The sequence below is a fragment of the Lederbergia lenta NBRC 16444 genome (assembly GCF_001591545.1).
Taxonomy (GTDB): Bacteria; Bacillota; Bacilli; order Bacillales; family Bacillaceae_C; genus Lederbergia; species Lederbergia lenta.
Window position 1 is genome coordinate 92,875 of sequence record NZ_BCVC01000006.1, and the last position, 20,416, is coordinate 113,290.

Below are 20,416 nucleotides of genomic sequence, written 5' to 3' on the forward strand. Positions count from 1 at the left end.
GCTGTTAGCGGCTATATTTATTGATTTATTGGTTACGCCTTTTATTTTGAAAAAAGGAAGGAACTTCATTATGAAATATGAAAATGAGTCCAATCAAATTATTGAATTAGTTGGTGGAAAGAAGAATATTACGAATCTAGTTCATTGTGCAACAAGATTGCGGTTTAGCCTAAAAAATCCTGACAAAGCTAAAAAAGAAGAAATTGAAAAATTGCCTTTTGTTTTGTCAGTCGTAAATAGCGGCGGACAATACCAAATTGTAATTGGCAGTGCAGTCCCGGATTACTTTGCAACAATCCAGCAATTGACGGGTCATATGGATGGTGCTGCTGGAGTGAAAAAAGGAAAGTGGTCAATTAATTCTATTTTTGAAATCATATCTGGCGCATTCTCGCCTCTCATTCCTGCAATGGCAGGCTCGGGTATGATAAAAGCTTTACTAACAGTTTTAGTTCAATTTAATTTATTGTCTGATTCTAGTTCTACTTATGCGGTTTTAAGTGCTGCTAGTAATGCTGTGTTTTACTTTTTGCCAATATTCTTAGGTATTACCCTTGCTAAAAAAATGGGTGGAAATATGTATGTTGGTGGAACAATTGGTGCTGCTCTATTAGAGCCATCGTTTACGGGGCTCATTGAACTAGGGAAAACTGATTTTATTGGAATACCGCTTGAAGCAGTTAGTTATGCAACAACAATTTTCCCAATTTTTATCGCTATGGCTATTTATGTTTATGTTGATAAAATCTTGAAGAGAATCATATTTAAAGATATTCAACTTTTCGCAGTACCAATGTTTGCCTTGATAATCATGGTTCCGTTAACTGCAATTTTCTTTGGACCTTTTGGTACAGATGTGGGGAACGCATTAGCATCAGGTGTGACGTGGTTAATTGCCAGTAGTAAATTAGTATCTGGTTTTGTGCTTGGCGGGGGCATGACATTTATGGTAATGTTCGGACTGCACTGGGGATTTACGCCAATTACTTTAGATAATCTCACTAATTTAGGTGGAGACCCAGTTGAAGGTATGGCAGTAGCGGCAGTATTTGCTCAAATTGGTATTGCAATTGGATTCTTCCTTAGAGCAAAGAAACATTCAAAGATGCGAGCTTTAGCTGGCCCCACTGCGCTTACAGGACTTCTTGCTGGCGTGACTGAACCAATCGTTTACGGGATTATTTTACGCTATAAACGTCTATTACCGATTGTAGCGATCTCTGGTGGTGTTGGTGGGGCAATTTGTGGAGTTACAAATGTAACAATGAATGCTTATGTTTTTCATAATGTTTTCTCAATACCGGTTTACACGCCGACATTAGGATATTTGGCTGGTATCTTAACGGCTTTAATATCCGGTGCTGTACTGGCTTATTATTTTGGAGTAAAACAAGAGGAAATGACGGATTTTTATCCAGAAAATCAACAAAGCGATGGGGCACATGAGGGAGTTGAAACTAGCGTAACATTAGTTTGTTCACCTGTAACTGGTAAAGTAATTCCCTTAGAACAAGTTGAAGATGATGTTTTTTCAAGTGGTATTGCAGGTAAAGGTGTAGCCGTGATTCCAGAAGACGGAAAAATAGTCGCACCATTTGATGGAACGGTTGTTGTTGCTTTCCCTTCAAAACATGCAATTGGACTAAGATCAACCGCCGGAAGTGAGTGCTTAATTCATGTAGGCATAGACACGGTTAATTTAGAAGGAAAATACTTTAAGGCATTAGTTTCTGCAGGTGATGAAGTAAAAAAAGGTCAAATCATCCTAACTTTTGATAAAGAGAAAATCTTAGCTGAAGGATATAAAATAACCACGCCTGTTATTGTTACGGATCCTGAAAGTATAGAACGTATTAGCTATAAAGAGACGAGTGGGAATATTACACCAAAAAGTATTTTATTCTCTATTGGCGAATAATTAAAGGGGGCTTTTAAAAATGAGAGACAACTTCTTATGGGGTGGCGCGATCGCCGCCCATCAGGTTGAAGGAGCATGGAATGTAGGCGGAAAGGGCGTAAGCATCGCTGATGTTATGACCGCGGGAACAAAGGATAAAGCGCGTAAGATTACTGATGGAATATTACCTAGTGAATATTATCCTAACCACGATGGAATTGACTTTTACGGACATTATAAAGAAGATGTGAAATTGTTTGCTGAGATGGGATTTAAGTGCTTGCGTACGAGCATTGCTTGGACGCGCATTTTTCCGAATGGTGATGAAGTTGAACCAAATGAAGAAGGGTTGAAATTTTATGATGAGTTGTTTGATGAACTGTTACGTTATGGAATTGAACCTGTTATTACTTTAGCACATTTTGAAATGCCATATCATTTAGTAAAAGAATATGGTGGATGGAGAAACCGTCGTCTGATAGATTTTTTCAAACGATTTGCTATCACAGTAATGGAACGGTATAAAGATAAAGTGAAGTATTGGCTGACATTCAATGAAATCAACAACCAAAGAATTTTGGATAATCCAATTTACTCCTGGACAAATTCTGGAATCATCTACACTGACAATGAAACTAAACTTGAAACAATGTATCAGGCAGTACATTATCAGTTCGTTGCAAGTGCGTGGGTCGTAAAAGAAGGGAAGAAAATTAATCCTGACTTTCAAATTGGCTGTGTGTTAGCAGCAACACCGAATTATCCATTAACTAGTGATCCAGCAGATATATTATTAGCACAAAAAGAAGATGACCAACAGTTATTCTTTACTGATGTTCATGTTCGTGGTCATTATCCAAAACGCTTTGTGAAAGAGTGGGAGAATAAAGGCTATCATTTAGATATGACTGAGGAAGATCTGAAAATTTTGAGTGAAGGTACTGTTGATTATATTGGTATCACGTATTACTTGAGTAATACGGTTTCGGTAAGACCTGAAGCAAAGTGCTTAAACGATGTTCTGCTTGGAAACGATACACTTGTAGAAAATCCATATGTTCAGGCAACTGAATGGGGCTGGTCAATCGACCCAATTGGTTTACGCTACTATTTAAATTTGCTAAATAACCGATATGAATTACCGATTTTTATTGTAGAAAATGGTTTTGGCTACGCTGATACATTTGAAAATGGCCATGTTTATGACAAAGAACGGATAGAGTATTTACAACAGCACATTGCTCAAATGAAAACAGCAATCGTTGAAGACGGTGTGGATGTCATTGGTTATACCGTTTGGGGCTGCATTGATCCAATTTCATTTACAACAGGAGAAATGAAAAAACGCTATGGCTTTATTTATGTAGACCGTGATAACCAAGGTAATGGGACTCTTAAACGCTATAAAAAGGATTCTTTCGAATGGTACCAACAAGTAATAAAAACAAACGGATCAAATATTATCTAACTTGAAAAATGCTTTAAATGTAAAAACAGCTTAGTTATTTGCCTCTCAAATAACTAAGCTGAACCGTATATAGCATACCACTTGCCTTCTCTAAAGCACATATGGCGGTGTAGCTGTGCTCATCCAGAGTGCCTGATGGTGCCGCTTTATCTTTTAAGTTTTCTAATTAGCTTATAGCTTCATTTCTATTTTTACCGCTCATTTTATGGTTATAGGTGATATTAGGAGCGACCAATTGAACAGCAAAAAGGAAAAGCTAGATCAAATGCCCGTGGAGGAAGAAATTAAAGTCCATAGATTAAGAGTAAAAAGCCCCCACAGATGTCGACATATCAACATCTGTGGGTTTTTTTTGATTGTAAATGGCTGAATCCTAAATTAAAGATGAAACGGTCATTTACCTGTATTTTTTCTTCTTTTTCCTAAAACTTTTTAAACAGGGTGTCCGATGATCGACCTACTTAGTCAATTGACTTAAAAAGTTCATAAGCAAAGAGAGAAATGATGGCAAAAGAACGGGATAGCTATATATGCAATTACTGCAGTTTGGTGATACGATGGATCATAAAATGCCCAAATCAAAAAGGGGATTTAGCACACCAAGTACTAGTTCGTGCTAGTTTTAAATGTAAGCGAAATAAGAAAGACATAAGGCATGAAGAGTATGCAGATATGGTCGTAGTATCCAAATAATAGCCGAACTAACACAAGTAAAAAGGGATTGATATTTAGTGAGAAGAGTATTAGTAAACAAGGTTCGTTGTAAAATCTGCGACGATATAATCGAATCAATACATACCTATGATTTTAAGAAATGTAAACGTGAATCTATATTCATAGATGGCGGGAAGGATTACCAGCGATATGGCTGGGGGATGAGGCAAGAAAAAAATGCAAGACTGGAAGATTTTATTGATTTTAGTTATTCAGTTTATGAAGCGGATTAAAGATAGATTATTAGATGAAAGTGAACAAGGGATTTGTTTTTTTGAAAACTATGATTACAGTTATAACAGCAGGCTTCTTAATGAAAGCAGGCAATCGATATGTCAGTAAGATTGGGTAGTCAAATAGTGTTACGGAAGCGATTACCGAACCTAGATGAAAATTTAAAAATATTACCGAGAAAATAGGTTTGATGGAGAATTTTCCTTTGTAGATTCGCATTAAACCAAAGATATTAAAAAAGCTAGACGAAATAAAATTTTTGAGGTTAAAAGTTGCAACTAAAAAAATCAATAAAATTGCAGTCGAATATCAATGGAGCATAGAAGTTTATATTGACGATCTTAAAGCTGACATATACAATGTTAAACAAAAAACTTATTGTATATATGGGAATCTTGGCATAAAAATTTACCGCGACTCTTTAAGCACAACTTCGAAGATAAAAAGCACGATAAATATGACTTCGGCAGATGCAATATCTTTTCGGAAAAACTAAACCATAACGGTAAGTAAAATAATAAAAAAGCGAAAACTAACCTTCAAGGAGCTTCTTCACGAAAGGTGATTAATAAAAGCAAAGTAGTTACTTGAACATACAAAAAATATCCGTAACTATGAGTGACAGAAGAAATAGGCTATGATAATATCAGCTATTTTTATCATCTTTGAACAAAAAATATGGTGTAGCACCAAAAAGATATCGGAAGGAATTATAAAGATAGCATTTATTCGCATTACTTAGGGGGATACACGCTTTGGATAAAAAGTACTTAGAATTGCTGGCCGAAAAGTATGATAGTGAAGACAAAGTGGTTACGGAAATTATTAATTTGGAAGCTATTCTGAATCTACCAAAGGGAACGGAACATTTTGTCAGTGATTTACATGGGGAATATCAATCTTTTCAACATGTACTAAGAAATGGTTCTGGGAGAGTAAAAGAGAAAATAGAAGAACTTTTTAAGGATGTATTATCTGAGAAAAATGTTAATGAATTGACGACATTAGTTTATTATCCTGAGGATAAATTACAGTTAATTAAGAATAATCTTGATAATCAGCGGGATTTAAACAGGTGGTATGCTGAAACCATTAATCATATGATTAAGCTTATTTCTTTTGCTTCTTCAAAATATACACGCTCGAAATTACGTAAAGCATTACCTGAACAGTTTGTTTATATTATAGAAGAGTTATTATACAAAACGGAAGAAGAGTCCCAAAATAAGAAACCTTATTACACTAAAGTTGTTCAGCAAATTATCTCTCTTAATCAGGCTGATAAACTTATTATTGGTCTTGCATATTGCACGCAAAGATTGGTTGTTGACCATCTTCATGTAGTGGGGGACATTTATGACCGTGGACCTGAGCCTGATAAAATTATGGATACACTCATTAATTATCATTCTGTTGATATTCAGTGGGGGAATCATGATGTATTATGGCTAGGGGCGTATGCCGGTTCAAAAGTTTGCCTAGCCAATATTATCCGAATCTGTGCTAGGTATAATAATTTGGATATTATTGAAGATGTGTATGGAATCAATCTTAGACCACTACTAAATTTAGCTGAGAAATACTATAAGGATAATTCAGCTTTTAGACCAAAGAAAACTTCTGGGAATAACCTATCAGAGGAAGAAGAATTACAAATCACAAAAATTCATCAAGCAATTGCCATAATCCAGTTCAAGCTTGAAAGTCCTATCATTAAGAGACGACCATTTTTTAATATGTCAGGAAGGTTAATGCTTGAGAAAATTGATTATGATAAGAACGAAATAGTGATTCATGGAAAGAATTATCTGCTCGAAAACACTTGTTTTGCAACTGTTGACCCAGAAAACCCCAGTCAATTGTTAATCGAGGAACAGCAGGTAATAGATAAATTATTATTTTCTGTACAGCATTCGGAAAAATTGGCTAGACATATGAATTTTCTGATGAAGAAAGGCAGCCTATATTTGAAATACAATGAGAACCTATTACTGCATGGCTGTATTCCTTTAGATGATAAAGGACATATGGAAAAAATGGTGATTGATAATATAGAGTATGAAGGTCGAGATTTATTGGATGTTTTTGAACTTCATTTACGAAACGCTTTTGGACATCCTGAAGAAACCGATGATCTTTCGACAGATATGGTCTGGTATTTATGGACAGGCGAATATTCATCCCTCTTTGGCAAAAGGGAAATGACAACCTTTGAAAGGTATTTTATTAAAGATAAAGAGGCTCATAAAGAGAATAAGAATCCATATTACTATTTACGGGAAAGGGAAGAAATCTGCCGTGACATTTTGACAGAATTTAATCTAAATCCCGACCATGGTCATATCATAAATGGGCATACTCCTGTTAAAGAAATAGAAGGGGAGGACCCAATTAAAGCAAATGGAAAAATGATTGTTATTGACGGAGGCTTCTCAAAGGCTTATCAATCAACTACAGGGATTGCGGGGTATACCCTGTTATATAATTCATTTGGTATGAAATTGGTTGCCCATAAACACTTTAATTCCAAAGAAAATGTCTTGCATAATGGCATGGATGTTTTATCCGTGAAGAGATTAGTGGACAAGGTCGTAGAAAGAAAAATGGTGCTAGAAACAAACGTTGGGAAGGAATTATTAAAGGAAGTCTCTGCTTTAAAGAGTTTGATGGAGTATCGTTATATGAAGTAAATTTAATTATTTGAACCAAGGGGTTAAAAAGTTGATAGCACATTAATGATAAAAAATGAGAGCTTTGGATTTATAGAAATCTCCTCATTTTTTTGTAATTCATCTTTTGCAAATAAGGATAATAATTTAGTTGAATCACGTTATAGATTATTGTATTTTTATTAGTATGATAGATTATGGTGGGCGATTACATTAGATGGTGTAATAAATGGAAAGATACAGTATTGTTGTTGATATTGGTGCTTCCAGTGGGGACTGATTTTAGGATATGTTGAAAATGGCTTATTAATGTTTACTATGTTTTCTTGGAACTCACAGTGAAAGGGAAAAAAATATGTAAATTAAGTTTCAATGAAGTCGCTGTGTTTTGCCGACATTAGCAAAATAGACCAATCAATTTAAGCCTTTGTCCCTTATTCTATTAAATTTATATAAAGAAAGGGCAGTTACTAAAATAGATGACTGCCTCTTTTTAGAATCGTGCTATTCAAAGGTATGACTCAATAACTTTCTTGAAATCTTGATTGACAATGGAGTTAAATGCCTTATTAATTAACACTTTGTTTTGATCGTTTAATATAAGTACTGGATAATAATTCACGACCGGACTTCTTCTAACTTTTATTTTTTGATATTCGATATGGCTAATCTGCTCTTTTGGAATGGAAAGTTCTTGCCCATTTAAAGTCAAAACAATCTTATTTTCATAGATTGAAAATTCTTCACTTCGTTTAAATAGAAGTAGGTATAATCCGATGAGTGTAAACACGCCTCCAATAACCATTAACATCATCTTAGCATAGATAAAATTTGCGCCAACAAAGGACAGAATCCCCAAAAGAACAAATACAAAACCATTTTTGTTGTTGTCGGTTTTACCAGCATACAAAAGTTCACCAAAATTATTCAAATTTATTCCCCCTAATTATTTACATAGATATAACATTTTAATTCTATCTGGTGAATTATACCAGTACCGATAGTACCATTATCGGTCAAAGAGACGAAACCAAAGCCCTTCCTCCAATGCTTTTATCTGCATCGTGACGTTGGAGGGACATTTCGTAGATAGTTTAAGTATGATCTAGAAAGTTCTAAAAGTAAGACAGTTAGATACTTAGCCTGATAGAGATTATTTGCCTTTGTATGTCGAAAAAGGGAGGATAAACTATGTCTGCTATCTCGAAAGTCCTATTGGAATTAACTTTTTTCCTAGAGAATCGACAATATTTGGTGTAAACTAATTTGATATGGAGCCTTCTTTTCCTTTGATATGAGTTAATTTAGAGTATAAGTTAAAATGGAAGGATGTAGCTAGGCTTAATAAATTGCCATGAGAAAACGATTTGGGCTCTAGTTTATTTTTCATTCCAAGTCTATAAACATAGCTTTGAAATTGTAATCGGTTACGACTCTCTCCTATCAAAGATAATGAGTAAGAGTAATATAGCTTTAATGACTTTTTGGAAAATGACATCAGTGAAGGTGACAATTTATGTTTCATAACTCATCATTTTGGAATTCACTTATTGTAAAGTTATTTTTAAGTATTTGTTTCATTCTAGTTCCCCTTATCGTAATACTTATCATTAATAGTTTTTATTCTGTTGATGTCATAAGGAATCAAGTTGCCCAATCCAATAAAAAAATGTTAAATCTGCATAAGAATGAAATCGAAAAACAATTGAAAAGTATAGGTGATTTTGTATATCAACTTTCCAATCAAGCAGATCTTTTATTGCTTCAGGAAAATAAAGATACTGAATACAATGATTATGTAGAAGCAAAGCTTCGACTGTATAGATTGATTTCCAATCAGGCGAATTTTTCTCATCCAGTTGATTCTTTGTTTATTCATGCCCCATATTACGATGATATGATTTACACACAAAAATTTGGTAATAGCTATACGGAAAGATTAGAGATATCGAATGAAATAAAGCAATTATTAAACAAAGAGAGTGGAAGAATTCCTAACGGAAAATGGAAACTTTGGCAAGGGAAACATAAAAATTATTTACTTTACATTATTCAAAATGAAGATATTTCTGTTGGAGCATGGATACATGTTGATAAATTAATCACACCTTTCAAGCATATTAATTATGGTGAGTTAGGGAGAACAATTTTAACTACATCTGATTTTAGCCCAATCAATCATACAAAGTTTCTTCAAACGGAAGGGATCAAATTAGAGGATAAATTACACCCTTACTTGATTAAAGGAAAAAATGATCGGTTTATTGTGTTGAGTGAGCCATCATCATATGCGGATTTTAATATCGTGGCTTTAATACCTGAACAAGTTATTCTTCAAGAATTGCCCTTTATTCAACGTATTTCAATATATATTTCAATTGGATCCATCTTATTGTTAATTTTATTTGTTGTACTGATGAGAAATATAATTCTTACTCCTGTTTTGCAAATAGTTCGAGCAATGAAAAAGCTGCGTAAAGGTGATTTAAAAGTACGTCTTCCTAAGACAAAAAGTTCAACGGAATTTGAGATGATGAACGACTCTTTTAATCGTATGATTTCGGATATCCATCATTTGAAAATCGATGGATATGAGCAGAAAATAAACTTACAAAAGTCAGAATTAAAACATCTGCAGTTGCAAATTAATCCGCATTTCTTTCTGAATTCTTTAAACATTATATATAATTTAGCGACATTAAAAGATTTTGCTTTAATTCAACAGATGTCACAATCGTTATCGAATTATTTCCGTTTTATGTTTAAAAGTAATTCTTATTTCGTAGGATTGGAAGATGAAATGAAACATACATTAAATTATTTGAAAATACAGGAGTTAAGATTTCCTCATGCGTTTACCTATCATGTGGATATTCACCCTAAGTGGTATAGGGTTAAAGTGCCACCGTTAATCATACAATCACTCGTAGAAAATACAATCAAATACGGACTGAACTTAGATGATTCGATAAAAATTATGATTAAAGTTTGGCAAAGAGAACCTGAGGATGATTATATTATTATACAAATTTCTGATACTGGCGAAGGTTTTTCAGATGAGGTCTTATCATTACTAAATAAAGACAAGTCCTATATTACAGAAGATGGTGATCGCGTTGGCATTTGGAATATACGAAGAAGATTAGAATTACTATATGAAAAAAATAAAGCGAGTATTGATTTTGAAAATCAAATAGGTGCAACAATAACAATCAAATTACCCTTAAATCCAAGAGATTTAGATAGTGTAAAAAATCATATGAAAAATACGATGCAGGACTAATATGCTAGGTCAAAAGCCGAAAAATTATCAACCCTTCACATAGCAAAGTTTAATATACGGAATGGATGGGAGGATAAGCAAATGAAAGACTTTAATGTGCTTATTGTGGATGATGAAATCCATGCTGTAAGAGGAATTGTGGCAGGGATTGATTGGAAAGGGTTAGGGATTTCTTCTTTATATACTGCCCATAATAAAAAGCAAGCACAGTCTGTGTTTATGAATCATCATATTGATTTGTTATTAAGTGATATTGATATGCCAAAGGGGTCAGGTATTGAGTTGTTGTCATGGGTCAGGGAGAATTATTCTGAAACTGAAGCCATTTTTATTTCCTGTCACTCTGATTTTACATTTGCAAAAGAGGCTATAAAATTAAAAACGTTAAATTACTTTTTAAAACCAATTGATTATAATGAATTGGAATTAGAAATAAAGCAAGCTCTTAATAAAATTCAGTCTAATCGAGATATGAATCAAGTAGAAGAATCATATTTGAATCTCCAAAAAGTACATCGGTCAAATCAGGAAACAACATTTTGGAAAAACTTAATTGATGGAGTGATCCCTTCATCAAATGAAGATTTGAAAGAATACTTAGGAAGTTATGATATGAGTTTTGATGAGCATGCACTTTTTTTACCTGTTATGGCGCATATACGCTTTTCGAGTAATGATAAGTACCTAAATAGGGCAAAAGATGAGAAAAATTTTATCCGTTTTATCCGAAGAGAAGTAACTAAATGTGAACTAGCTACGACAATAATTAAATTATCACCAAGCCATTTGTTATTTATTATACAAAAGACTAAAATGATGAAAGATGAAGAGCATATGACGAGCTTATTTGATCACATCGTCTCACAATCCCAGAAATACCCAAACCATAATGTGTGTTTTTATGTAGGAAGACAGTCTCCTTTATATAAACTTGTTTCGGTTATTAACGAGTTAAAAGATCTGGATAAAAATAATGTAATCTATAAAAATAAAACAATCAAATTAGATAATTATAATGAGGGGGATTTTATACCTCAGTTTCCGAAATCCGTATGGATGGAACGAATGAAGACAGGCTCTAAGGAAAAGCTATTAGCTGACATTCATGAGTATATTACATCATGGGAAACTCAAGACCTAAATGTAACATGGAAATCCTTTCATTTATTTTATCAGGATTTTTTGCAAATCATTTTTTATTTATTACAGAAAAAAGGATTGGAAGCGAATAAAGTTTTCTCCAATAATTTATTGCTGAATGGACTTGAAAATATAGATAGTGTAGAAGAATTTAAAGAGCATATTCTATTTATATTAAAATTGACAATGGAACAGACTCATCCACAACTAGATAATAGTAATTCAGTCATTGACCAAGTAAAGAAATTTATGGAAGAGCATATGAGTAATCATAAATTAACGAGAGATGATATTGCAAACTATGTATATTTAAATCCAGATTACTTAACAAGAATTTTTAAAAAGAAAACTGGATTTTCCATCTCAGCGTATTTGCAACAAGTTCGAATGGAAAAGGCTAAACAACTACTTATCCACACGGAACTTTCAATTAGCACGATATCATTAGAATGTGGTTATACTAATTTCTCTTACTTTTCCACATTATTCAAAAACTCAACTAGCCTGAATCCGAAGGAATTTCGAAAAAAATGTACTGGAAGAGTTGTGTAATTTAAATTGTGCGTACCAATCTATGTGGGCGCACTTTTTTTTGTTGTGCCAGAATATCCCTACTTGTTAGGTGTAAATGCCTACACGATGAAGATGCTAGTATCATTGGTTAGTCTAAGACAAGGGGATCAATGGAGAATCCCTGTTTATATTTTTCAGTTTTTACGTAATTTAGTCAAAAGTCTGAAAAACGAAAGAAGATTGTCGGATTATGAAAAGTGTATTGTTAGAAAATTTGTTATTGTTGAACGAAAGATAATAACATCGAAGCTAGGAGGAATATTAAATGGCTAAACATAAGTTAGTGAAAGTATTATTTGCGGCTTTTATTATGTCAATAATGGTTATGTCGGGATGTGGGACAAAAAAGGAGTCTGAGACTTCGGGATCAAAAGAAAATGGTGAAAAACCATATGAAATAACAATGGCCTATATAGCATCTTCGAATATAGAAGATGTGGAGAATGTTCAAGAAGAAATTAATAAAATTACGAGAGAAAAAATTAATGCAAATGTTACGTTATTACCTATCAGTGGAGGTGCATGGACGCAACAAACAAACCTCATGCTCACAGGTACAGAAAAGCTTGATCTAATTGTTTCATCATCATTTTATAATTACGGTAGTCAAGCGGTAAAGGGACAGCTACTTCCATTAGATGAATTGCTTGAATCACATGGGAAGGGAATATTAAAAGAGATGCCTGAACATATGATTAATGCAACAAAAATCGATGGAAAGATTTATGGAGTACCAAGTGTAAGAGACTGGGCCTCAGATCACGGATTTATTATGAGAAAGGATTTAGTGGATAAATATAATATCGATCTTTCTAAAGTGAAAACAATCGAAGATATGGGGGAAATCTTTAAGATTATAAAAGATAATGAACCAGGCGTAGATCCGATTGTAAATACGGGTGATTTACTATCAACTGTAGAAACATATATTTATCCACATTTTGACCGATTGGGCGATAATATTGGTGTACTAGAAATGAAAGAGGATAACTGGAAAGTTGAAAATTTATATGAACACCCAATTTACAAAGATGCTGTCAATTTAGCAAGAGAGTGGTATAAAGCTGACTATATTATAAAAGATGCTGCTACCTCTGACGAAGTTGGCTATAATATCGTGAAATCCGGTAAAGGATTTGGTTATTTTACAAATATGAAGCCTGGATTGGAAACTCAAGAGACAATTCGTTCTGGACGTGAAATGGTTGCTGTAAGGGTTACGGCACCTTATCAATTCACTACTTCAGCTACAAGCTTTATGATGTCTTTAGCAAAAAATAGTGAAAATCCCGAAAAAGCAATGGATTTCATGAATCTTTTATACACTGATGCAGATATTATGAATTTATTGACATTAGGTATTGAAGATAAACATTATGAGCTAAATGAGGAAGAATTTGCTGTACAACTGGAAGAAGGAAGTAAGTACGTATTTAATCAATGGTTAATTGGAAACAACTTTCTTACTCATATTTGGGAAGGAAATGACAAAGAGTACTGGGAAGAATTATCAGTATTTAATGAAAGTGCGGAAATTTCCCCAGCATTTGGATTTAGCTTTAATGCAACACCAGTAAAAACGGAGATAGCAGCAACGGCTAATGTTTTAGAACAATACCGTAAAGGATTGGAAACAGGAACATTAGATCCAGAAAAGGCCTTGCCAGAATTTAATAAAAAATTAAAAGCTGCTGGTTCAGACAAGATTCTAGAAGAGAAGCAAAAACAACTTGATGAATGGAGAAAGAACCAGTAACCAAATAATAAAGTTATAGATTAACCAAAAAAATAGAGAACTAATTTAAGTTCTCTATTTTATCTAAATATACAAATGTCAATTATTCTTTTTGAAGAGGGGGGATACACAATGGGACAAGTTTCAGTAATAAATCCTAAAAATCAAAAACTATCAAAAACAAAGTATAGAAAAAGAAAAGCGGAATTTATCCGGTATCTACCACTGTTTATTATGATGTTACCAGGATTAATTTATCTTCTTCTAAACAATTATTTACCAATGCTGGGTTTAATTATTGCATTTAAAGATGTAAATTATTCTGTTGGAATATTAGGTAGTGATTGGGTTGGTTTTGATAATTTTAAATACTTATTTAGTACGAGAGACGCTTTTATTATTACTCGTAATACGATTCTGTATAATGGTTTATTTATTATTCTCAATACAATATTTGCTGTAGCTGCAGCGATTATGTTAAATGAGATTAAAAATAAATTTGCAGCTCGCTTTTATCAAAGTGCGATTTTATTACCATTCCTAATTTCTATGGTCATTGTTAGTTATTTAGCAAATGCATTTCTAAGTACAGAAGTAGGCTTTTTAAATAATACAATACTGCCATTGTTAGGGAGAGAGGAAGTCTCCTGGTATACTGAGGCATCTTATTGGCCTTATATCCTAACTTTTGTAAGTACTTGGAAAGGTGTAGGTTTTCTCTGTGTCATTTATTTAGCAGCCATAGTTGGAATTGATGGAGAATATTATGAAGCAGCAACATTAGACGGTGCTAATAAGTGGCAACAGATTCGTTTTATTACGATTCCATTGATTTTGCCAATTATTATTATGATGACATTGCTTGCAATTGGACGGATCTTTTATTCGGACTTCGGATTGTTTTTCCAAGTGCCAATGAATTCAGGAGCTATATATGATACGACAAACGTTATTGACACATATGTTTATCGTGGTCTGATACAGCTTGGAGATATTGGAATGTCTGCAGCTGCCGGACTCTATCAATCGATTGTAGGTTTTATACTTGTATTGTTATCAAACTGGGCTGTTAGAGTAAGAGATAAGGATAGTGCATTATTTTAATGAGAAGGTGATAAAAGAATGGTAACATCAAACCGCATTACCCAGATGGTTTCACATATTTTTTTGGCTTTTCTTGCAATTATTAGTATCATTCCTTTTATTATCTTAATATCCTCATCTTTTACTACGGAAGAATTTATTTTAAGAGAAGGATATAATTTTATTCCAGCCGAATTTAGTTTATCAGCATATGAATATTTGATGAATAATTCAGGGAATATTTTAAGAGCTTATGGAATTACTATTCTTGTTACGATCGTGGGAACGACTGCAAGTTTAGCTATTACGGCAATGCTTGCTTACTCACTTTCAAGAAAGGATTTGCCATATCGTAATGCTTTAGCTTTTTTCGTTTTCTTTACAATATTATTTAATGGTGGACTTGTTCCAACGTACTTAGTTTATACTCAAGTATTTGATGTTAAAAATACTATTTGGGCATTAATTGTTCCAGGTTTATTAGTAAATGGTTTCAATGTATTACTGATGAGATCCTTTTTTATAACATCCATTCCAGAACCTGTTATAGAGTCAGCTAGAATAGATGGGGCAGGAGAGTTCAGGACCTTTTTTTCTATTGTTCTCCCCTTATCTTTACCCATTCTTGCAACAATTGGTTTATTGCAAACAATTGTATACTGGAATGATTGGTTTAACGGGCTTATATATATTACAGATTCAAAAATGTTTAGTATCCAAAATATGCTAAACAGGATGCTCAGTGACATACAGTTTCTATCGGAAGGCAGCTTAGGTACGAATGCAAGTGAGGCAGCATCTCAAGTTCCAAGCACTTCTGTAAGAATGGCCATTGCTGTAGTTGGTATATTACCTATCATCGTAGCATACCCATTTTTCCAAAAATATCTTGTAAAAGGAATTGCACTGGGTGCGGTTAAAGGATAAGCAACATAAAAACATTTGATATTACAGGTATCCATCGTCAAGTTTTTGTTTTAAGAAAATTCAAAATCAGATCAAAATATTTAGAATATTGGGGGGGTAACATGTTATGGGTTTAGAGTTTGGTTTGCAATTATTCTCAGTGAGAGATGAACTAGAAAAAGATTTTACTGGGACTTTAGAAAAGTTAGCTTTAATCGGATATAAAAATGTAGAATTATTTTTTCATGGTGATGATCTTAAGGCTACTATTGGTAATTTGGAACCAGCAAGTTTGAAAAAGGAACTTGACCGACTAGAGTTAAAGGCAGTTTCTGCCCATATAGCAGAAGAACACTTAGAAGTAGATAAAGTAAAAGAAGTAATTGAATATGCGAAATTGCTAGGGGTTCAATCGTTAGTTATTGCAATTGCATATTTTAAAAATAAAGAAGACGTCCTTTCCTTTTCGGAAAAATTAAATAAATATGGAGCATTACTTAAAACGCATAATTTACAACTTTATTATCATAATCATTTCCATGAATTTCAAAAATTTGATGGTGACTATGTGTTAGATCTAATTCTTAAAAATACAAATGAAGACCTCTTGAAAATAGAATTCGATACCTATTGGGCGCTAAGAGGGGGAGTAGACCCCGTTGAATATTTAAAGAAAATGGGTGGAAGATGCGATCTTATCCATCAAAAGGATTTATCCACTGATGTGGATACAATTAATTTATTTCAGAAAATCGAAAATGATACTCCTCTTAACAGAGACTCTATGATTAAGGTACGCAATATCGCTGATTTTACGGAAGCGGGGCAAGGAATCATGGATATTCCAAGTATCATAGAAACGTTTAGAAACAACCCTGAATCAAAGTATATTTTTATTGAACAGGATTGGACGAAGAGAAATCAAATAGAAAGTGTAGAGATTAGTTATAGGTATCTTTCAAAGTTTTTTAGTGTATAAAACATGTCTATAATCAACGTGAAGAAGGATCTTTACACTTCTTTTAATTATTAGGTTGCATCAATCATTTAAGCCTATAAAAAAGCGTCTCAGTTTAAACCGGGACGCTTTTTTATATAATCTAAGTTAAATTTTGCTTAAAGGGAGCTATTTAAAGTGTCCTCTAAGTTTCGCTGCACACGTTCCTTCTCTAATTTTAATACTTTTTGCTTAACGGATTCCTCAGCTTCCTCTTGCTCATTTAATGCAAGTGAAGCAACATCCGATTCTCTAGCGTATAAATCGAATAAGTTAGATTTCTCTCCCAATACTTCTAACATAGTAACGTCAATGCTGTCCTCCGTTAGTAATCGATAAACGATAACGTTTCTAGATTGTCCCATTCGATAGGCCCGGCTAATGGCTTGTTCTTCTGTAGAGGGTTTCCACTGAGGTTCACATAAAATGACGATATTTGCCGCTTGAATATTTAATCCGACTCCTCCAGCGGTAATTTGACTAATTAAAACCGACCCTGGTTGTGCTTTTGTAAACTCATCGATGATCTCTTGTCTTCTTACATTTGGGACATCCCCCGTAATGGCTTCAAATGTTCTTCCTTTTAAATACGGTTGGATTGTTTTTATTACATCTTTAAAAAAGGAAAACACTAATACCTTATGCTCGTTTTCAGCAGCTACTTCACATATGTCTAACAGCTTTTCTAATTTTGGGGAAGTTTCCGGTGAACCACCTTGCCATCCCGCGCGTCGCATTGCCATTAACTTTCCTTCCATGACAGCTTGATGGTAGTACCTTTTTTCTTTTTCGCCAAAATTCATCCACTGTGGTATGATTTCTAGTTCAGGCAACTCGCTCAGCACATCTTTACGATTTCTTCTTAAATATACGGGTGCCACAACCTGCTTAAATTTATTTGGTTGTAATAAATGTAATTCTTGCGATAACTTTTCAGCGATTTCAGGTTGTAAAATGGACATTAACTGCTTCATTTCTTCTAATCTATTTTCAATTGGTGTTCCACTCATGAATAATACATACTCCGTCATACCTGCTAGTTTATATATACTTTGTGAACGCTTTGCCTCTGGATTTTTGACATAGTGTGCTTCGTCCACAATCATTATATCTAAATGGTGTTCCTCCTCAAATGTCATTCGTAATGTCTGTTCATAAGTTGTAATAATAACTCCAGTATTTGATTGCCATTTTGTAAATTCGGCATCACGGTTATTGCCGTGGAAGATAAATGTTTTTAATTTAGAACGCTGATTAATTTCTCTCTTCCAGTTAGTTACCACACTTAAAGGACAAACAACCATAGCATATTTCTGATTGTTTTGAGATAAGTGATTTATCATAGCTAGTCCTTGAATTGTTTTACCTAATCCCATCTCATCTCCAAGTAAAGTCCGTTTGTGATATAACGCATATTTCGCTCCAAACTCTTGATAACGTCTTAATGTAACATCTAGATCTTTCGTATCTAAAATATAATTATTTACCGCCTCAACGATTTCCGTAGGTAAATCTTGGTGGGAGTCCACTGGCCGAGAGTCTGTAACCTTTTCGATTTCAGTGTAATAAGAGGCATTTTCGTTAACAAAATGTTGTATTAGTTCTTCTTTATTTACTGAAAAATGAAGGATATAATCTAGCTTTTCTTTTATGTCATCTAAGTTCTCTTTATACTTCTCTTGGTTCAGATGCTCAAATGCTGACTTAATTTTTTCCTTTTCAGATTTAGATTGAAATAGGGATCCGATAAAACCTTTCTGTCTTTTGATCGTTTCAATATCCGGCCTAATCGACTCATTTAATTGTTCAAAGTCTACTGTCAACGCTTCAATGAACTTCAAAAGCTCCCACTTCTTATAAATAGATTCTAGAAGCTTTATATCATCTATCGATAAGTTATCCGGATTGATCCTCGGAATGGCTTGTTGATAAACCGATTCTTTTATTTTTAAGACAGCCTCATAAATCGGATAAGCACTTTTCTCCCCAATGCCATCTATTCGCATCAGCTCGTTAGGTTCCTGATTTACTATATCAAAAACGGTTCGAAAGCCGTTATTGACTAATAGATTGATAGGCATCCCTTTTTCCAAAGTAGAAATAACATCCATTGGCATTGTCTTTAATTTCTCTTTGCCCTCAATTATCTTCATTCTTTCCCATATATCTTTAATTCCTTGATTTAAATATTCTTCTGAAAATGGATTCATACTTTTTTGAATGTGATTTAATTCAGATTCTAAGCGCCTCACATCCTTTTTATTCCTAATCATCGTTAATCCCCCTGAAAGTATATATAAATATATATTTTTAGCTTTCTTTATTGTTTTAATCAGACTTAACAATAGCAAGCAGAATGGAGTGGTACGGTTAAGGGCAAATAGAGAATATAAATACTTCTACTGCCACAGATGCCAGATATTGAAGCTATTCTCAAGCGTTCCAGTGCGTGGCATAAAATAATGAACATAAAGTATTACATGATTTGGGTCTCCGCCTCAGTAAGTCTTTCATAAAAGTGCTGGTTAGCTATCAAGTTCTATTGGAGGTAGTGTATTGTCCTTTACAATTTTTCAATGGAAGAGAGGATATCCGCATCGAATTCCTTTGTGATTTAAGAGGTGTGGTGGTAAATATTGGAGACCCCTACCGCTGGGAGATCACTTACAATGATAATCTTTACTTTATAATAGGACATAATGATTACCTATATGTCTATAAATTGGGGATATAATATTTTGCATTACTTTTGAAGGGTTCAAATATATATTTACAATAATACCTGAATTAGCAAGTCTATTCTATATAGAGAGTGATTCAAATGGTCTGGGAAATCCTTATAACCGTGGAAGAATATTTTTGAAGATTTATAGCGCTAGCAAGGTTGGAGAAATAAGGGAAGTTAGTTAAAAATAAAGTAATGATTGGAAGGAAGTTCTTATAAAAGTACCTCCTTAAATGGATCCATGTAAGGAGGTACTTTTGTATACAACAATAGAAATCAACTACCGTCCCCGTAACTGTACATGCTGGAATTACAAATACTTCTACAGCAAATCTACTGTGCCTTACCTCAGACCCTACATGATCAAAACGAGCAGGCGTGATTACACAGGTGTTAAGAAAGTTACATCACTTGCGGTAAGGAATTGGTGGAATAGTAACGCTGATTCAAGATTCCTTAGAAATGTTGCTTATGGTTAACTATCTCCTTATTTCCTAACCACCGGAATCCACATTTCACCAAAAACTAAGCCGTTTCGCTGCCCCATCACAACCGCTGCATTTGGCCCTCCAACATAGGCAACATTATCGGCTTCTGGTAAGGCTTGACCAAAAGCAGTGCCAGTAACTATATTACTCAATTCTTCCGTAGTCTTTCCTTCTCCTTTAACAACTAAGTACTCCCCTTTAGGAAATTGAATAACTCGGGTTTCTCTTGATTCTTTTACTGCGGGTGCGGGTGCCTCTGTCATCACTCCAGCATAATGCATCATCTTGTTATTCACTGCCTCATTTACAACAAAAACATAGTCATTTGTTGCTAGTGCTTTTAAAGTGTCAAGTGTTCCATCTTGGCTGAGGGTCTGCCAAAAGTCTGACTTTTCCTTGTTTATGCCAGCAAAGTCTGTGTAATCACTCTTAAGCTCGGTTCCAATACCTAAGACGGTAAAGCCATCTTTTTCTTCTATCATATAATCTGCCATATTTAAAACC

At 33.9% G+C, this 20,416-nt stretch carries 14 protein-coding genes; 11 read left to right on the plus strand and 3 right to left on the minus strand.

The window, feature by feature from the left end; translation table 11 throughout:
• Positions 1–70 precede the first annotated feature (70 nt).
• The 4 genes from BLE01S_RS16235 to BLE01S_RS16255 all read left to right on the plus strand — a co-directional run bounded on the left by BLE01S_RS16235 (position 71) and on the right by BLE01S_RS16255 (position 7,003).
• Positions 71–1,918, plus strand: coding sequence for a glucose PTS transporter subunit IIA (locus BLE01S_RS16235; protein ID WP_066144785.1), 1,848 nt, complete (start codon positions 71–73; stop codon positions 1,916–1,918).
• Positions 1,919–1,937: 19 nt separating this feature from the next.
• Positions 1,938–3,365: a 6-phospho-beta-glucosidase gene (locus BLE01S_RS16240; RefSeq protein WP_066144788.1), complete on the plus strand. Its 1,428-nt coding sequence runs from the start codon at positions 1,938–1,940 to the stop codon at positions 3,363–3,365.
• Between the two features lie 731 nt (positions 3,366–4,096).
• Positions 4,097–4,312, plus strand: coding sequence for a DUF7695 domain-containing protein (locus tag BLE01S_RS16250; RefSeq protein ID WP_066144794.1), 216 nt, complete (start codon positions 4,097–4,099; stop codon positions 4,310–4,312).
• 756 nt (positions 4,313–5,068) lie between these two features.
• Positions 5,069–7,003, plus strand: a complete 1,935-nt coding sequence (locus BLE01S_RS16255; RefSeq protein ID WP_066144797.1) for a fructose-bisphosphatase class III — start codon at positions 5,069–5,071, stop codon at positions 7,001–7,003.
• A gap of 487 nt (positions 7,004–7,490) precedes the next feature.
• Here BLE01S_RS16255 and BLE01S_RS16260 read toward each other — a convergent pair whose 3' ends face one another.
• A complete protein-coding gene (locus BLE01S_RS16260; RefSeq protein ID WP_066144799.1) occupies positions 7,491–7,913 on the minus strand; it encodes a hypothetical protein in 423 nt (140 codons plus the stop codon).
• 585 nt (positions 7,914–8,498) lie between these two features.
• Here BLE01S_RS16260 and BLE01S_RS16265 point away from each other — a divergent pair.
• From BLE01S_RS16265 to BLE01S_RS16295, 7 genes are all read left to right on the plus strand, one after another.
• On the plus strand, positions 8,499–10,265 hold the full coding sequence (locus BLE01S_RS16265) for a sensor histidine kinase (RefSeq protein WP_066144802.1): 1,767 nt from the start codon (positions 8,499–8,501) through the stop codon (positions 10,263–10,265).
• Positions 10,266–10,346: 81 nt separating this feature from the next.
• Positions 10,347–11,957, plus strand: a complete 1,611-nt coding sequence (locus BLE01S_RS16270; RefSeq protein ID WP_066144804.1) for a response regulator transcription factor — start codon at positions 10,347–10,349, stop codon at positions 11,955–11,957.
• Between the two features lie 87 nt (positions 11,958–12,044).
• A complete protein-coding gene (locus tag BLE01S_RS16275) occupies positions 12,045–12,251 on the plus strand; it encodes a hypothetical protein (RefSeq protein WP_066144807.1) in 207 nt (68 codons plus the stop codon).
• Positions 12,244–13,734 (plus strand): ABC transporter substrate-binding protein, encoded by a 1,491-nt coding sequence (locus BLE01S_RS16280; RefSeq protein WP_066144809.1) that lies wholly within the window; start codon positions 12,244–12,246, stop codon positions 13,732–13,734. The genes BLE01S_RS16275 and BLE01S_RS16280 overlap by 8 nt, the downstream gene beginning before the upstream one ends.
• Before the next feature lie 111 nt (positions 13,735–13,845).
• Positions 13,846–14,817 carry an ABC transporter permease gene (locus tag BLE01S_RS16285; protein ID WP_066144811.1) on the plus strand — a complete coding sequence of 324 codons (972 nt, stop codon included), beginning with the start codon at positions 13,846–13,848 and terminating at the stop codon, positions 14,815–14,817.
• An 18-nt stretch (positions 14,818–14,835) separates the two neighbouring features.
• Positions 14,836–15,723: a carbohydrate ABC transporter permease gene (locus tag BLE01S_RS16290; RefSeq protein ID WP_066144814.1), complete on the plus strand. Its 888-nt coding sequence runs from the start codon at positions 14,836–14,838 to the stop codon at positions 15,721–15,723.
• 106 nt (positions 15,724–15,829) lie between these two features.
• Positions 15,830–16,681, plus strand: coding sequence for a sugar phosphate isomerase/epimerase family protein (locus BLE01S_RS16295; protein ID WP_066144816.1), 852 nt, complete (start codon positions 15,830–15,832; stop codon positions 16,679–16,681).
• Between the two features lie 137 nt (positions 16,682–16,818).
• Here BLE01S_RS16295 and BLE01S_RS16300 read toward each other — a convergent pair whose 3' ends face one another.
• Positions 16,819–18,972 carry an SNF2-related protein gene (locus BLE01S_RS16300; RefSeq protein ID WP_066144818.1) on the minus strand — a complete coding sequence of 718 codons (2,154 nt, stop codon included), beginning with the start codon at positions 18,970–18,972 and terminating at the stop codon, positions 16,819–16,821.
• A gap of 939 nt (positions 18,973–19,911) precedes the next feature.
• Positions 19,912–20,406: a GyrI-like domain-containing protein gene (locus tag BLE01S_RS16305; RefSeq protein WP_066144820.1), complete on the minus strand. Its 495-nt coding sequence runs from the start codon at positions 20,404–20,406 to the stop codon at positions 19,912–19,914.
• Between the last annotated feature and the right edge of the window lie 10 nt (positions 20,407–20,416).

Coding starts and splice junctions, on each gene's coding strand:
- BLE01S_RS16235 (WP_066144785.1), top strand. CDS start 71: ATGAAATATGAAAATGAGTCCAATCAAATTATTGAATTAGTTGGTGGA.
- BLE01S_RS16240 (WP_066144788.1), top strand. CDS start 1,938: ATGAGAGACAACTTCTTATGGGGTGGCGCGATCGCCGCCCATCAGGTT.
- BLE01S_RS16265 (WP_066144802.1), top strand. CDS start 8,499: ATGTTTCATAACTCATCATTTTGGAATTCACTTATTGTAAAGTTATTT.
- BLE01S_RS16270 (WP_066144804.1), top strand. CDS start 10,347: ATGAAAGACTTTAATGTGCTTATTGTGGATGATGAAATCCATGCTGTA.
- BLE01S_RS16275 (WP_066144807.1), top strand. CDS start 12,045: ATGAAGATGCTAGTATCATTGGTTAGTCTAAGACAAGGGGATCAATGG.
- BLE01S_RS16280 (WP_066144809.1), top strand. CDS start 12,244: ATGGCTAAACATAAGTTAGTGAAAGTATTATTTGCGGCTTTTATTATG.
- BLE01S_RS16285 (WP_066144811.1), top strand. CDS start 13,846: ATGGGACAAGTTTCAGTAATAAATCCTAAAAATCAAAAACTATCAAAA.
- BLE01S_RS16290 (WP_066144814.1), top strand. CDS start 14,836: ATGGTAACATCAAACCGCATTACCCAGATGGTTTCACATATTTTTTTG.
- BLE01S_RS16295 (WP_066144816.1), top strand. CDS start 15,830: ATGGGTTTAGAGTTTGGTTTGCAATTATTCTCAGTGAGAGATGAACTA.
- BLE01S_RS16300 (WP_066144818.1), bottom strand. CDS start 18,972: ATGATTAGGAATAAAAAGGATGTGAGGCGCTTAGAATCTGAATTAAAT.
- BLE01S_RS16305 (WP_066144820.1), bottom strand. CDS start 20,406: ATGGCAGATTATATGATAGAAGAAAAAGATGGCTTTACCGTCTTAGGT.